The sequence below is a fragment of the Fischerella sp. PCC 9605 genome (genome assembly GCF_000517105.1).
Taxonomy (GTDB): Bacteria; Cyanobacteriota; Cyanobacteriia; order Cyanobacteriales; family Nostocaceae; genus PCC9605.
This window is the reverse complement of record NZ_KI912154.1, coordinates 37,853-51,725: the sequence shown is the minus strand read 5'-3', so window position 1 is coordinate 51,725 and position 13,873 is coordinate 37,853. Positions and strand designations below refer to the sequence as shown.

15 protein-coding genes are annotated in these 13,873 nt (G+C 41.2%); 6 read left to right on the top strand and 9 right to left on the bottom strand.

The annotated features are described in order from the left end of the window. The first annotated feature begins 222 nt into the window (after positions 1 to 222). Positions 223 to 1,110: a M23 family metallopeptidase gene (locus tag FIS9605_RS0134310; RefSeq protein ID WP_026736505.1), complete on the top strand. Its 888-nt coding sequence runs from the start codon at positions 223 to 225 to the stop codon at positions 1,108 to 1,110. 76 nt (positions 1,111 to 1,186) lie between these two features. Here FIS9605_RS0134310 and FIS9605_RS0134305 read toward each other — a convergent pair whose 3' ends face one another. From FIS9605_RS0134305 to FIS9605_RS0134285, 4 genes are all read right to left on the bottom strand, one after another. After that, positions 1,187 to 2,218 carry an isochorismatase gene (locus FIS9605_RS0134305; protein ID WP_026736504.1) on the bottom strand — a complete coding sequence of 344 codons (1,032 nt, stop codon included), beginning with the start codon at positions 2,216 to 2,218 and terminating at the stop codon, positions 1,187 to 1,189. Between the two features lie 154 nt (positions 2,219 to 2,372). After that, positions 2,373 to 2,657: a type II toxin-antitoxin system RelE/ParE family toxin gene (locus tag FIS9605_RS0134295; RefSeq protein ID WP_026736503.1), complete on the bottom strand. Its 285-nt coding sequence runs from the start codon at positions 2,655 to 2,657 to the stop codon at positions 2,373 to 2,375. After that, on the bottom strand, positions 2,654 to 2,872 hold the full coding sequence (locus tag FIS9605_RS0134290) for a hypothetical protein (RefSeq protein WP_026736502.1): 219 nt from the start codon (positions 2,870 to 2,872) through the stop codon (positions 2,654 to 2,656). The genes FIS9605_RS0134295 and FIS9605_RS0134290 overlap by 4 nt, the downstream gene beginning before the upstream one ends. Positions 2,873 to 2,914: 42 nt before the next feature. Next, positions 2,915 to 3,892 (bottom strand): phosphotransferase, encoded by a 978-nt coding sequence (locus FIS9605_RS0134285; RefSeq protein ID WP_026736501.1) that lies wholly within the window; start codon positions 3,890 to 3,892, stop codon positions 2,915 to 2,917. Between the two features lie 42 nt (positions 3,893 to 3,934). Here FIS9605_RS0134285 and FIS9605_RS44735 point away from each other — a divergent pair, with 42 nt between their 5' ends. The 3 genes from FIS9605_RS44735 to ctpC all read left to right on the top strand — a co-directional run bounded on the left by FIS9605_RS44735 (position 3,935) and on the right by ctpC (position 6,912). Beyond that, on the top strand, positions 3,935 to 4,123 hold the full coding sequence (locus FIS9605_RS44735; protein ID WP_026736500.1) for a hypothetical protein: 189 nt from the start codon (positions 3,935 to 3,937) through the stop codon (positions 4,121 to 4,123). A gap of 33 nt (positions 4,124 to 4,156) precedes the next feature. Then, on the top strand, positions 4,157 to 5,383 hold the full coding sequence (gene ispG, locus FIS9605_RS0134275) for a (E)-4-hydroxy-3-methylbut-2-enyl-diphosphate synthase (protein WP_026736499.1): 1,227 nt from the start codon (positions 4,157 to 4,159) through the stop codon (positions 5,381 to 5,383). A 245-nt stretch (positions 5,384 to 5,628) separates the two neighbouring features. Beyond that, complete coding sequence (gene ctpC / locus FIS9605_RS0134270) at positions 5,629 to 6,912, top strand: carboxyl-terminal processing protease CtpC (protein ID WP_026736498.1); 1,284 nt, start codon at positions 5,629 to 5,631, stop codon at positions 6,910 to 6,912. Positions 6,913 to 6,996: 84 nt separating this feature from the next. Here ctpC and FIS9605_RS0134265 read toward each other — a convergent pair whose 3' ends face one another. The 4 genes from FIS9605_RS0134265 to FIS9605_RS0134250 all read right to left on the bottom strand — a co-directional run bounded on the left by FIS9605_RS0134265 (position 6,997) and on the right by FIS9605_RS0134250 (position 10,433). Continuing rightward, a complete protein-coding gene (locus FIS9605_RS0134265; RefSeq protein ID WP_026736497.1) occupies positions 6,997 to 7,185 on the bottom strand; it encodes a hypothetical protein in 189 nt (62 codons plus the stop codon). A gap of 253 nt (positions 7,186 to 7,438) precedes the next feature. Beyond that, a complete protein-coding gene (locus FIS9605_RS0134260; RefSeq protein ID WP_026736496.1) occupies positions 7,439 to 8,323 on the bottom strand; it encodes a prohibitin family protein in 885 nt (294 codons plus the stop codon). Between the two features lie 309 nt (positions 8,324 to 8,632). Further along, the gene (locus FIS9605_RS0134255) at positions 8,633 to 9,706 is read right to left on the bottom strand and encodes a tetratricopeptide repeat protein (RefSeq protein WP_026736495.1); all 1,074 of its coding nucleotides are present in this window, start codon (positions 9,704 to 9,706) and stop codon (positions 8,633 to 8,635) included. Positions 9,707 to 9,794: 88 nt separating this feature from the next. Continuing rightward, the gene (locus FIS9605_RS0134250) at positions 9,795 to 10,433 is read right to left on the bottom strand and encodes a hypothetical protein (protein WP_026736494.1); all 639 of its coding nucleotides are present in this window, start codon (positions 10,431 to 10,433) and stop codon (positions 9,795 to 9,797) included. Between the two features lie 199 nt (positions 10,434 to 10,632). On the opposite strand from FIS9605_RS0134250, the gene FIS9605_RS0134245 reads away from it, so the two are divergent. After that, positions 10,633 to 11,226: a hypothetical protein gene (locus tag FIS9605_RS0134245; RefSeq protein WP_026736493.1), complete on the top strand. Its 594-nt coding sequence runs from the start codon at positions 10,633 to 10,635 to the stop codon at positions 11,224 to 11,226. Between the two features lie 796 nt (positions 11,227 to 12,022). Next, entirely contained in the window at positions 12,023 to 12,376 is a 354-nt protein-coding gene (locus tag FIS9605_RS0134240) for a circadian clock KaiB family protein (RefSeq protein ID WP_026736492.1), read from the top strand. Positions 12,377 to 12,476: 100 nt separating this feature from the next. On the opposite strand, the gene FIS9605_RS0134235 is transcribed toward FIS9605_RS0134240, so the two are convergent. Then, positions 12,477 to 13,637: a M20 family metallopeptidase gene (locus tag FIS9605_RS0134235; RefSeq protein WP_026736491.1), complete on the bottom strand. Its 1,161-nt coding sequence runs from the start codon at positions 13,635 to 13,637 to the stop codon at positions 12,477 to 12,479. Between the last annotated feature and the right edge of the window lie 236 nt (positions 13,638 to 13,873).

The following is a 13,873-nucleotide window of genomic DNA, read 5'->3' as shown; positions in this document are numbered from 1 at the left end:
ACTAATGGATAAATAAATTTGATATAAAGGGCGGTAAACTTTTAGGGAACTTTAGATTTTAGATTTATTGATTGCTTACTATATAACTACAGTACCCAGTCGCTGGTTATTGTTCGCTAGTTCCTCAAACAAAATATAAAATTTAGCTAGAATCGCAAAAATGCTCTCGCCATACACCAAGTGTTGGCATTGAGTACTTTACTCTTGCTTCACTTAAAATACATGACTGTTAGCGATCGCCTATTATTTTTATCTGGCTTTATCTTTGCCCTAGGACTAGTATCCACACACCCCAATCCTGTACTGGCACAGGCATCTAACTGCCCAACTCCAGCCCTGGAACGCTTTCAGCGTCACAAAGTTGGTCGTGGCGAAACTTTGGAGAGCATCGCCCAGCGTTACAATCTAGCTCCAAAAACTATTATCGACATAAATCCAGCTTTAAAAAACGGTAGGGTGACTGTGGGTAGCGGCATCCTGATTCCTCCCTACAATGGCTTTATTGTGCAAGTGGCTCGCGGTGAAACTTGGCGAGAACTGGCAGAGAAATACAAAATTCGCCCTGATGTACTATTTGAGTTGAATGGTTGTCAACCAGCATCCCAATTAGCATTTATTCCGGTAGCAAATCAATCACGCGATCGCGGGAATTTGCCTACACCGTCTAATTCTACTTCTACTCCTACCAACAATCCTCCTAAATTATCTGGATATCCATTGCCAACTTTAGCACAAGTAGGGTTTCCTTATGGCTGGCAACTGAATCCCAAAAATGGTGAAGTTTTCTTTCACAGTGGTATGGATTTGCTAGCCGCCCCAGGAACACCTGTAAATGCGATCGCCCCAGGGAAAGTAGTTTTTGCAGGTGAGCAAGGTACTTACGGCAACTTGGTGATCGTTAATCACAGCGATGGCTTGCAAAGCCGTTACGCCCAGCTAGACAGTATCAAAGTAAAAGTTGGTCAACAAGTCAAACAAGGGGACTTGCTGGGAACTGTCGGTACTACTGGACAACCAACTATAAATCAGCCCCATTTACATTTTGAAATGCGTTCCAGTTCTTCCTTAGGTTGGGTTGCCAAAGATCCAAGAGAACATTTGAAGCAATGAGAATATTTTTTTCAACCCAGAGGGACGTGAAGCTTTCCTCTGCGATACTCTGCGCTTTCCTCTGCGTTCCTTTGCGTTAGAAAAAGCTGATTTCTTGGGTAGATTTAACTATTTTCATTCCTGCATCGGCAAATCGTTCAAACGCCGTATCTGCTGCTTCTGTGTAATCCACCACACCCGGAACAACGACGGGAGAAGTACAATCTTCTAGTAGATAAACTTTTTTCGCCAAATTAATATCTATCTGCCGAATTTCTGTTAACAAATCATCGACTGTCCAGGCAACACAATGACTTTTCGCTTGTCCAGCTATGATAACAGCATCAAAGTCTAATAACTGCTGAATCAAGCTTGTATTCTTTTGAGCAATAGGGCGACGATCAAAACCTTCCAAAACTTCTGGACGTAAAACAGAATAGTTTTCCGTGAGTGGATGATTACCCTTAATTTCAAATTGAGTTTGACTATTACGTGCAATACAGTGGAAAAAGACCGCTTCCTCCACCGCAGAAACTAAAGCATGACCGATACCACCCAACATAGAATGATAAGGCCAAACTGTCAGCGGATATTTGCCGTCTTGAGTTAGTTGTTTAACGTAGTGATAGGCATGTTTTTCTAGAAATTCATAATCGCATCCCAAACTGAAAGCAACACCAGAGTTGACTTTCCAAATTCCTTTTTCAATGTCTGCTGGAATGATGTTTGTTGCAGCGGGTATAGGATGTTCACCAGCGGCATTAACCCAGAAAATGGGATGGAAAATTTGCATTGCTGTGTGGGTGTCCAGCGTGGGTACAATCTTTGTAATTACTGCCAAGTTGCGATAGATAAATTCACACAGTCGCGCATTATCATCAACTGCACCCATACCAGATTTTCCACCTACAAATAATTCAAATTCGGGGATGCAGAAGGTGTTTTGAACATCGATGAGAAGTAGGCAAATGCGAGTTTTGTCTTCAGATGCGGGTTTGATGTCGTGTTTTTTTGCCCATGCTTGTGCTTCTGGGGCGCGTTGTTGATAAGGGACGCGCCAAACTGCGCCGACTGTTTCGGGGTTAAAGTGGGGGGGGATGGGTAGTTGGGTTGTTGTTTGGGCATTCATAATTACAGCCTCTTTCATTTTGTATTAGCATTGATAAAATATATTGACAAATTTTTGTAAGTATGGAGCAAGGGAGTAGCGATCGCCTAACTTGTCTAAAATCTTAGTTAATAGTTGTACCAACTTGAGAGAGTCAGATTTAACAGCTTTGACTTTAGTAAACTTCATCGTGAGAACCCAAAGTTAGCAAAAAAATTTCTTCTTCTCCTGAATCAGGATTCGTAACAAACTCAAATAAAATACGATTACTATAGTCAATCGAACACGACCATATTCCCGATAAATCGCCTTTGAGCTTGTGACTGTGTAAAGTGGGATGAAATGGATCTTCAGCTAGTTGTTGCAACACGTCCTCTATTTGAGATCGTAATTCAAGATTTTTCCGAACTAAACGCTTAAAAGCGCGAACGAATGTCGAACTCCAAACTAAATTTTTCAAACGTCCAACTCCGCCATCAAATCTGCAACTGAACCACGTCGCACATTACCCTGAGCATAGTTACTCTTTGCTTGTGCTATTTCTTTTAAGAATTCGTTTCGTCGTTGTTGTATAAGGCGTTTTTGAATAATATCCACAAGCATAGCTTGCTCCTCTGGCTCAAGTGCTTCTACAGCCTCTATAGCTTTCTGAAATGTTGATGTTTGTTCTGTCATACTCGTCAATCACAATCAGTTAGGTCATTATCTACCGTAATTTTAATCCAAATTTCTAAACAAACCTAACCTTGCATCTAACCAATCATCATCAAACCATCCATAACTCAAAACATCTTCAACTGCATTCGCACTAATTCCCATCACCCAAATATGAGCAACTTTTACAAACACAGGAATTGATGCTAATTCCACCTTGCTCAATTTACGAATATCTTGATACCCTTCAATAAAACTATTCCTCACTTCAACATCTATCTTCATCCTCATGGCAAAGTGCATAAATTTACCGATATCAAAGGCACGCCAACCATAACCGCATTGGTCAAAATCAAATAAAGTCGGCTCGTTATCTTCGTTAAAATGAGCATTCCCAGAATGCACGTCACTGACACAAATTCCATAAGCTGGTGCTGACAAAGGCAAACTAAATTCTTTTAGTTTTATTTTGATTTTCTCTACTTCTTTTTGCAAATAATTAATATCGCTTTTTCGGTGATTGTACAAAAGTTTAATAGCCTTCACTGACCAATCTAGCAAGTATTCACTATTCAATGCAGGACGGCTAAAACTACTTTGAAAACTATCTAGTGAGATGTGAATTTTTGCCAGTGCTTCTCCTAAAAGATAACTTTGTCTAACATTCAGCTTTTCGTTAACTGCGCATCCTGGTGCATAAGAAAATACAGCTACATAGCGCGTTCCTTCTGGTGCAGTAATTTCTGTTGTCAAATCCCCATCTTTTCTGGCGATGGGATATGCTATTGGTTGCTTTGATTTATGAAGAAACGTTAAGAGTTCTAATTCAAAATCTATTTCTTCCTTATTTCTCCACCCACGCCGATAAACTCGCAAAATATATTTTTGTGACTTTGTTTCTACTAAATACGTATCATTCAGTCCCCGCTTGTATAGTTTGCAGCTAAGGGGTTTATTAATCGGATACTCGCTCAGGACAGTATCAATTAAAGCAGCACCATCAGGGATGGAATGAATAACAGGGATGAAAGGTTGGTGCATGAAATCATAGTCGCTACTAATGGCATTTATAACTAAGTGTTGATGGCTCAGGAAAATAGCGATCGCTCTTTAGCCAAAAAGCATCAAAAATATATATTCTTACCATTGAGAAAAACCTGTCGTTATCTCCCCTTCTCTTTTATTATTTGCCCATATCATTTTTTTGCTAGTTCTTTGCCCAAAAAAGCACCAACTGTGGCAATCTGGGAAACAGAGCGTTTTCAAATCTGATATTTTCGCTACAGCAAAATTACCTAAAAGGTTATGCAAACTCTGCCTACACCCATTACTGCAAATACAGTATCAAGTCAACCTACTTTTGACACAACTATCAGACGGCGGAAAACCCGTCCTGTACAAGTAGGAAATGTCACCATTGGGGGAGGTCATCCCGTAGTGGTGCAGTCCATGATTAATGAGGATACTCTTGATATAGATGGATCTGTTACAGCAATTCGTCGCCTACATGAAATAGGCTGCGAGATTGTTCGTGTCACTGTCCCAAGTATGGCTCATGCCAAAGCCTTGGCAGAAATTAAACAAAAATTAATCAAAACTTATCAAGATGTGCCCATTGTTGCTGATGTGCACCACAATGGCATGAAGATTGCCTTGGAAGTTGCTAAGCACATAGAGAAAGTACGGATAAATCCGGGACTGTATGTGTTTGAAAAACCAAACCAGAACAGAACCGAATACACCAAAGCCGAATTTGACGAAATTGGTGAAAAAATCCGCGAAACTCTAGAACCATTAGTGATTTCCTTGCGCGACCAAGGCAAAGCCATGCGAATCGGGGTTAATCATGGTTCTCTTGCTGAAAGGATGCTGTTCTCCTACGGCGATACTCCAGAAGGCATGGTGCAATCTGCACTAGAATTCATTCGTATTTGTGAATCTTTAGACTTCCACAACTTAGTAATATCCCTGAAAGCCTCGCGAGTGCCAGTGATGGTAGCAGCCTATCGCCTCATGGTACAGCGGATGGATGAGTTGGGTATGGATTACCCTCTGCACTTGGGTGTTACGGAAGCTGGGGATGGCGAATACGGACGAATCAAATCTACTGCTGGTATTGCTACCTTGCTAGCTGATGGGATTGGCGATACTATTAGGGTGTCGCTAACTGAATCTCCAGAAAAAGAAATTCCCGTTTGCTACAGCATTTTGCAAGCATTGGGATTGCGGAAAACGATGGTTGAGTACGTCGCCTGTCCTTCTTGTGGGCGTACTTTGTTTAATCTAGAAGAAGTGCTGCACAAAGTCAGAGAAGCGACAAAGCATCTAACAGGGCTTGACATAGCAGTCATGGGTTGCATTGTCAATGGTCCTGGAGAAATGGCGGATGCTGACTATGGTTATGTTGGCAAAACCCCAGGCTATATTTCTCTCTATCGTGGTAGAGAAGAAATTAAAAAAGTTCCAGAACAAAAAGGTGTTGAGGAGTTAATTAACCTGATCAAGGCAGACGGACGCTGGGTAGAACCGTGAAAAATTGGGGATTAGGCTAGGTGAAAATTATGAATGATGAAAAGTTCATAATTTATAATTCATAATTCATAATTTTTATTCCCTAGCCTAATCCCTAAACTTTTGTTTAAGCGACTACCGAGTTCACTGGATTGCTAAATATCTTTGCGGAAATAACAAAGTATGTTCATCTTGCACAGTAGTTGCCTGTGTTAGATTGAGCATATTGATACATCATCTTTTGTCCCTCTGGCACAGCTGTCATTATGGTAATTACAAAAAATGGACTTGTTTTGGGTGCTACGGCGGTGACGCTATCCACAATTGCAGTTACAAGCCTCGGCATTCACTCGCAAGGACAGGCTATTTTTAAAGATAGCCCCAAGGAATTAGTAGATGAAGTTTGGCAAATTATTGATAGACAATATGTAGACGGTACTTTTAATCAGGTAGATTGGAAAGCAGTTCGCCGTCAGTACTTGAATAAGTCCTATAGCAATAACCAAGAAGCTTATAAGTCCATCCGGGAAATGCTGAAGAAGCTGGATGACCCCTATACCCGGTTTATGGATCCAGAGGAGTTCAAGAATATGCAAGTGGACACTTCTGGCGAACTGACAGGTATTGGAATCCAAATTGGTTTGGACGAGAAAACTAAAAAGCTGACTGTAATTGCCCCAATTGACGATACGCCCGCGTTTAAAGCTGGTATTCTAGCAAAAGACGTTATCACCAGTATTAATGGTAAAAGCACAGAGGGGATGGATACTAATGAAGCAGTATCCCTGATTCGAGGTGAGCCAGGAACTAAAGTTAACATCACAATCTTACGGAACGGTCAACAAAAGCAATTTACAATTACACGGGCGCGAATAGAAATTCATCCAGTCGAATATTCCCAAAAACAGACTCCAGCAGGTAACATTGGCTACGTTCGTCTCAAGCAATTCAGTGCCAATGCTGCAAAAGAAATGCGGGATGCAATTAAAAATTTAGAAAGTAAACAGGTATCGGGATACGTCCTAGATTTGCGGAATAATCCTGGCGGTTTACTATACTCCAGTGTGGAAATTGCCCGGATGTTAATGGATAGAGGCGCGATTGTTTCCACCATTGACCGTCGAGGTGAAGTCGAACGAGAAATGGCAAACGGACGTGCTTTGACAAATAAACCTTTAGTGGTATTGGTGGATAAAGGTAGTGCTAGTGCCAGTGAAATTCTCTCAGGTGCTTTGCAAGATAACAAGCGTGCCGTTGTGGTAGGTAGTCAAACCTTTGGTAAGGGTTTGGTGCAATCAGTGCGTCCTCTAGACGATGGTTCGGGATTAGCAGTAACAATTGCTAAATACCATACCCCCAGTGGTAGAGATATTAATAAGCACGGCATCGATCCAAATATTGTAGTAAATTTGAACGACAAGCAACGACAGGAATTGTGGATTAAAGAGCGAGAAAAAGTCGGTACCCTAGCAGATCCCCAATTTGCTAAAGCGGTGGAAGTATTAAGCAAAGAAATTGCCGCTAAAGGCACAAGAGCAGGAAATAATTAAACGCAAGGGATAACAGGTGAATGGTGCGTTATGCTTCGCTCTAACGCACCCTACAAACTTAAGCTTTACTTTTTACTTTTAAGTTTAAACGGGTTGGCACTTGCCAGCCCTAATTAATCCGACACGACGGGCGATCACATCTGCTTGTGAATCAAAAGGCCCCCACTTTTCGATTACCTCTGGAGTCTCATGCCCAGTCACTTCATTACTGGGGATTATTTCACAGTTTCCAGCAGGGCGTTTGATAATATACCAGCTTTGTGTATTGCTCATGTTGGATACCAAAAGCAATCTTGTACTTAAACAAATTTTACAGCTTTTATACAGTTTCCTAAGAAAATAAATATAAATATGCTTGGCTTTTGGCTTGTAGTAAATACAAAGCATGTTTACTACAAACTATTTCTGAGGTTTCTATTTATAAAATTAGAGTTTCAATTCTTGCTTGTACTTCTTCAATTAAATCTTGTGTGGCTTTCTCTACAAATACAGCCTTTCTAGCTCTCCTTTCATCTCCCCCTTTTGTTTATTTCGCCTCTGGTTGAACTAGAATTGGCAAAGTCCCTTTTTCAGAACCAAACACGACAATCTTAGAGTTGGGAGACTCTGCCAGTTTTTCTGTCGCTTCTATTGCTCGTAATTGCAGCACAGAATTGCTAAGTCCACCAGAAATAATCTTTTGGGCATCAGCTATACCTTTGGCTTCAATGCGTTTGCGTTCTGCTTCTTGACGTTCTTTTTCTAAAACAAATTTCATTTGCTGATTTTCTTGCTCTGCCTTTAGTTTCTCTTGAATCGCAGCTTGCAGACTATCAGGCATTTTGACATTTCTTAATAAGGCTTCTTCAACAACGAAACCCAAGGGTAGTAACTGTTGAGTCAGCTGTTGGTCGAGTTGCTGTACTATCTGTTGACGTTTGGTAGAATAAATAGCTGCTGCTGGGTAGTTCGCAGTAATGGCACGTATGGTTGAGCGAAATCGAGAAATCACTAGTTCTTTTTCGTCCATACCAATAGTTTTATATACTGTCGCAGCTTTTTGGGGATCGAGCTTGTACTGAAGGCTGACATCAAGATTTAGGCTTAACCCTTCCTGAGAAGTTGCGTCTACATTTTCCTTCACATCCTTTAGCCGCGTGGAAAAATTGAGAACTTTGGCAAAAGGATTCATCACATGAACACCTGGATTAAGGGTATTATCTGAGACTTGACCAAACAAGTGAATCACTCCAACATTCCCTGGTGGAACCATTACCAGAAGTCTGGAAATAGAGGCAAGTAAAGCGATCGCCCCAATCAGCACAGTAATTCCGCGAATAGCCCAGCGAGAGCGTTCGCTGGATATCTTGCCAGAGTTGAGATAGATAAAAATTGCAATTAGGCTTGTCAGCAGAGAAAATATGAAGCCCATAAATATTACCTATATGGTTAAGATGCAATACATACTTAACCACACAGTATAGGCACCAGTTCAAAAGGGTGTCATCAAGAATTAATATCATGTTCGGTTGAAGACTTATCATTAGGACTGACACGGGGACGCGGAGAGATTTTAATAATAAGTAATTATCCGAACTTGATATAATTTGTATCCTCGATGTCATTGTGATTATACTTGGTGTCTTGGTGTCTTAGTGGTTCCTTAAATCTATTTTTGAACCACAAAGGCACAAAGAAAACTTTATATTGAATGTTTACACTTTGACAGCACTAGCAAAGGTTAATTTTTGCTCAAGTTAGCCTTCCGCATCATTTGAGTGAGTTGATCGAGCAATCGCACTTCCTGCTTGCTGTCTTTTAGTATCTGCGCTACGGTAATCGCCCTTTCATAAAAATTGCGAGCTGTTGGAAAGTTTCCTAATTGCTCGTACAACTGAGCATAGGACTCAAAAGATTTCAATTCTTCCCGCAGATTTTGTAAGTCTTGAGCCAGTGTTAATCGCTGTTGTAGTAAATCGAAGGCGCGTTCATAGCGTCCTACAGTACTGTGGGCGGTAACTAAACCATCTATCGCTCGTAATTCGTTAACGCGATCGCGAGTTGCTTTTGCTATCCGCAGTGCTATTCCATAAGTACCAATCGTACCTTGATAGTCTCTTGCCGCGAGATAGGCATCGCCCAAATTATTGAAGGTATTAGCTTCACCAATGGGATCGCGAGCTTGACGCCGGAAACTTAGAGCATTTTCATAAAGTTTAATAGCCTTGTTGTAATTTCCCAGCCTCGCATTTGCTAGTCCCAAATTACTTAGAGACAGTCCTTGACCTTCAATATTTTTGACGTGGCGAGCAATTTCTAGCGCTTCTGCAAATGTTTGCAAACTAGCGATGGGTTCTCCATATTGCATTAGCAACGTGCCAATGTTATTTAGAGCAAATATCTGAGCTTGAAAGTCTTGGACATCGCGAGCGATCGCCAACCGTCGCCGCATTGCATTTTCTGCTTCTTTATAACGGCTCAACTGCACGTAGCCTCTGCCAAGATAGTCGTAAACTAAACCTTGAGCCTTGAAATCGCCAATCGAGTGATAAATCTCTAGCGCTTGTAACCAAGACTCAATCGCTTTTTCAGAATTACCAGAGGCGTGTTGCTGTTCGCCAATCCGCAGCAAGGTATCTGCTTCGTCTCTTGATTCTCGGACTACGGATTTGTTGGTCGGGCGATGGAGTTGTTCGGTAATATCAGCAGCAGTCGCTGCTATGGGAGTAAGTAAAAAAGTAATAAGTAAAAAGGTGGGCTTCGATCCACCAATAAAAGCACGGTTAATTACTGATATTAAATGCCATCGTTTCATAAACTTTGCCCGTGAAATTGCTGCTTTAAGTAGGAATTTCGCAGTTCTTTATAAATTATTACCAGCAGTAACAATAAATTAAGTACTATTACGCTACATGATGTGGAAGTAAATTTTCACCCAAGTAGATAATTCTGATATCTGCCGGTAATTTTTCCTCTAGCATACGATAACCTTCTTGGAGAAAATTGGCTACATTGCTAGGAGCGATCGCTTCTCCTTCGGCTTGTAGGTAGGCAGCAATTCTAGTTTCGCTCCAGTGGAAGGTTTGAGCCATCAAGACCATCAAGCGTAAAATTGGTGTTATTTGATCCAATGCCTGTTCTACATAACACCACAGTGGGGGAGAAGTCGCTTTGAGAGAATAATGAATTGCTTCTGTCGGAGGAAGTTCAATTTCGTTGATACAGTAACCAGTCTGATCGATCAACCAATTTTGTAGGGTAAGACTTTCTTTACCGGGTTTACTGTTATTGAAATTAAATCCGCCAAGTTCGTAATAAATATGTCGCCAAGTCAGGGCAAACAGATAATCTGCTTGCACTGGCGATCGCGCTGAATGACGAATCAATGTATAAACTATCGGGCTATAGCGGCAAAAAATCGCCGTAAAGTATCTTCCTGACTCAGGATGCTGCTGGAACAAACTAACAAGTTCTTGGTCAGTGTGATGGAACAGTGACTTAACAAGCGGGTGATTAGCTTCAGAAAAATGAGGAATTTGCACAGTCCGAATCAGCCTATGTTGCTAAAATTAACCTGATAATGGCAATCTCTAGAGTTAATCGCATCCTATCTTGGCACTAGTCCGTTTAGGGCTAACACCAAGATGGTTTAGTAGTTGATACACTATAAACAAAGACTTAAATTTAAGTCATAATTTACAAAACAAAAGCGGCTCCCTTATATAATTCCCGATTCTGTTCATGGTTATAGCAGTTAGTGTGGCACCATTCCTGCTCAGTCCTTATACTTTCGCGTCTTTTTTACCTTCCTTACCCTTGGATAGCCTTTTCTCTACCCAAGGCATAATGGTGATGCTGCTAGCGGCTTATGCTGGTGCGATGTGGATGTTCCTTAGCAGTGCGCCGAAAGTATATACAGTCATGGTGTCGGATTTGGAAATTGCCAGACAGTTGTATGAAGGACTGCTAGATTTACCAGCAGCAGAGGTGCCTTTGCACTACTACTACAACTACGAGCAAACTATAGGTGCAACTGGCGTCGATCCGCTTTACTTAGGGAGCAGTCCTTCGTTTTCTAGCAAAATGACGAATGCTAGTGAGGGGCTTTGGTATCAGCTAAAGAAAAACACTCAGCTACACGTCATAACGGGAGCTAGTTTGGGTAGCAAAAATCAGCAACGCCATGTTTGCTTTGACCACGACTGCTTGGAAATGATTTTAATGCGTGTGGAAGTGCGCGGCTTGAAGTTTAAGATTCGCAGCAGAAAACCGCTGAACTTCTTGGTCAAAGACTATGAAGGGCGAATTATTGAGATGGCTGAAGTGGCAAATTAATATTTTGAAAATTCTGTTGATAGTCTAATAGAACAATCTTGGGGGGTATCTGCAAGGATACCCCTCGCTTATTTTGGGAATTTATACTAGACCTCTTGCAAAAATAGCTTTTGCAAGAGGTAGGGGAAAGGGTAAAGGGCAAGGGGCAAAGGAAAATTCCATGCCTTTCACATGCATCCCGACTTCTGCAAGAAGTCTACTCTGTGCAGCCCGATCTGGTCAAAATACGCGCGATCGCACTCCACAGCAACAAAAAGCCTCGGTTGGTTTCACCGAGGCAAGGCAGAGAAGTACGAATGACAATAAGTGTTAATTTATAAAAATAAATATAACAATATTGTTACAAAATATCAATGAGACTTGACCCGCAAAGGTACAACCTCGTCAGGTAACGTTAGCGAGAGTTACCGATTAGGAATTAGAGAGTCAAATTCTATAGTTTTTCTGCAAATATGAGTTTCTGACTGTTTAATCAATCTCTTTCTGCAATTTAAGTGATAATATCGACTTGCGTTTGAAAAATATAGTTTGTATTTGAGTAGCTTAAAATTTAATTTAGATTCTTATGTTCCAAAAAGCATAGACAAATATGCCATAGAGATAGTTAAATTTCCGCTGCATCTTTCCTCTGTGGGCATCCATCTACATTATTTCCACACTTGTGCGAGGTTTTTATAAAAATTAAAACAATTAAAGTAGATTACCTAACTCGCATCGAAGGCAAAATGTATGTCAAAGTTCGTGTCGCAATTTAGCAACTATTCTACTATTTTGAAAAAATTCAATAAGGACTTTTATGGATTATTCTTTACAAGCTAACAATGACTCAAATAACTTTTTGGATAACTCTCAAGATGCATTTGAGTCACTTTCCGCTCTGGATTTAGAAAAATACATCTTGCGGTTGTATGTTGCCAGCAAGAGTATTAAATCTTTACGCGCTATTAAACAAATTCAAAAACTTTGCGAAGAGCACTTGCAAGGACGTTATGAACTAGAAGTTGTTGATATTTATCAGCAACCTGAACGTTTAGAAGCAGATCAAGTTTTTGCTGTTCCTACGCTCATCAAGGAATTTCCACTGCCATTCAAGAAGCTAGTTGGAGACATGACAGATACCAAAAAAATTATCACGTCTTTAGCTCTGTGAAAAACAATTACTACAATATATGTCAGTAGAAAATTATGGATTTTTATAATTCATAATTTTTTGCATTTTTTGATGCGGCAACAGACATACTCAAGACTTTCTATATCAGTTGAGGCTCTAACAAAAGCTGTGCCAACAGGGCCGAACGTTGAACCATCTGATCGAGATAGACAAACTCGTCGAGAGCATGGGCATTATCGCCAACTGCACCCAAACCATCTAAGGTGGGGGTGTAGAGGCTGGTCGTATTACCATCAGAAGCGCCGCCTGCTGTTCCCTCCTCTAGTTCAATTCCCAACTCGCCAGCTGTTGCTTGAGCAAGCTGCCACAGCTTTTGGCTACCTGAAGTTTTTTCCATTGGCGGACGACCGATGCGACCTTCGATGATGAAGTGAGTACCAGGGGTAGTTGGTTGCAACGCAAAAATAGCAGCTTCAATCTGTTGGGCATCCTCTTGGCATAACACCCGTACCTCTGCTGTTGCTTGGCTTTCAGGTGCAACTACATTCGGACGAACACCACCGTTAATAGTACCGACGTTAACGGTAATACCTCTTTGGGGATTGTTGAGGGCAAATAACTTCTGAATTACAAAAGAAAGCTCAAGGATTGCACTAGCGCCTTTTTCTGGCTCTAATCCCGCATGAGCAGCTTTGCCAATTACTCGGATGGTGAATTCACCAATGCCTTTACGCCTTGTTTTTAGTTTGCCCACCGAACCTAAGGATGGTTCCATTACAAAAGCACGGTCGGCTGTTTTTGCTATTCGGCGGATGTGCGCTGTTGATTCCCTACTGCCAATTTCTTCGTCAGAATTAATTAAGATAACTGGTAGTACTTGGGGAGTAAATTCGTTTGCCTGAATTGCCTCTAAGGCAAAGATGCTTTGTACGAGTCCGGCTTTCATATCATAAATTCCTGGCCCGTACATTTTCCCCTGACGCTTGATGACGGGCATCTTTTTTAGGGTTCCGAGAGGCCAAACGGTGTCGCAATGTCCAAGGAGCAATTGTAGAGGCTGATGTTTCTGCCGCGTTCTTGGTAAAGCTAGCAAATGCCCTCCGGTTTGATACCCAGGAATAAATCGTACACGGTAGTATCTTTGTTCTAACTCCTGCTGAATAATTCTCAATACCTCTTGTTGTGCAGCTGGTATGGTAGAAGGGGACTCTGCCTTGACCAACTTTTCTAACAAGTCTGTCATTTCTGTTTGGTGGCGATGGAGATAGTCTAGAAGTAGGCGTGCTGTTTGAGAAGGCATAGTAGCTTTATAACGACAAGTTTATTATGGGGAGACTTAGACATGACATTTCTCCCTCTAGAGGATTATTTGAGACAGTCGGTAATGAGTAATAGAGAATATAATTACCTATTACCAATTCCCAATTCCATCTGTGGTAGATTTCTCAAACACGATTTCAGAAGAAATCCTGAAATACTCAAAGGTATGAAGTGATACCTATATAAATTCATTCATTCCTGCATTCAGCAGCGCCC

Coding starts and splice junctions, on each gene's coding strand:
- ctpC (WP_026736498.1), top strand. CDS start 5,629: ATGGTAATTACAAAAAATGGACTTGTTTTGGGTGCTACGGCGGTGACG.
- FIS9605_RS0134290 (WP_026736502.1), bottom strand. CDS start 2,872: ATGACAGAACAAACATCAACATTTCAGAAAGCTATAGAGGCTGTAGAA.
- ispG (WP_026736499.1), top strand. CDS start 4,157: ATGCAAACTCTGCCTACACCCATTACTGCAAATACAGTATCAAGTCAA.
- FIS9605_RS0134240 (WP_026736492.1), top strand. CDS start 12,023: ATGGATTATTCTTTACAAGCTAACAATGACTCAAATAACTTTTTGGAT.
- FIS9605_RS0134260 (WP_026736496.1), bottom strand. CDS start 8,323: ATGGGCTTCATATTTTCTCTGCTGACAAGCCTAATTGCAATTTTTATC.
- FIS9605_RS0134265 (WP_026736497.1), bottom strand. CDS start 7,185: ATGAGCAATACACAAAGCTGGTATATTATCAAACGCCCTGCTGGAAAC.
- FIS9605_RS44735 (WP_026736500.1), top strand. CDS start 3,935: ATGGCTCAGGAAAATAGCGATCGCTCTTTAGCCAAAAAGCATCAAAAA.
- FIS9605_RS0134285 (WP_026736501.1), bottom strand. CDS start 3,892: ATGCACCAACCTTTCATCCCTGTTATTCATTCCATCCCTGATGGTGCT.
- FIS9605_RS0134305 (WP_026736504.1), bottom strand. CDS start 2,218: ATGAATGCCCAAACAACAACCCAACTACCCATCCCCCCCCACTTTAAC.
- FIS9605_RS0134255 (WP_026736495.1), bottom strand. CDS start 9,706: ATGAAACGATGGCATTTAATATCAGTAATTAACCGTGCTTTTATTGGT.
- FIS9605_RS0134310 (WP_026736505.1), top strand. CDS start 223: ATGACTGTTAGCGATCGCCTATTATTTTTATCTGGCTTTATCTTTGCC.
- FIS9605_RS0134245 (WP_026736493.1), top strand. CDS start 10,633: ATGGTTATAGCAGTTAGTGTGGCACCATTCCTGCTCAGTCCTTATACT.
- FIS9605_RS0134235 (WP_026736491.1), bottom strand. CDS start 13,637: ATGCCTTCTCAAACAGCACGCCTACTTCTAGACTATCTCCATCGCCAC.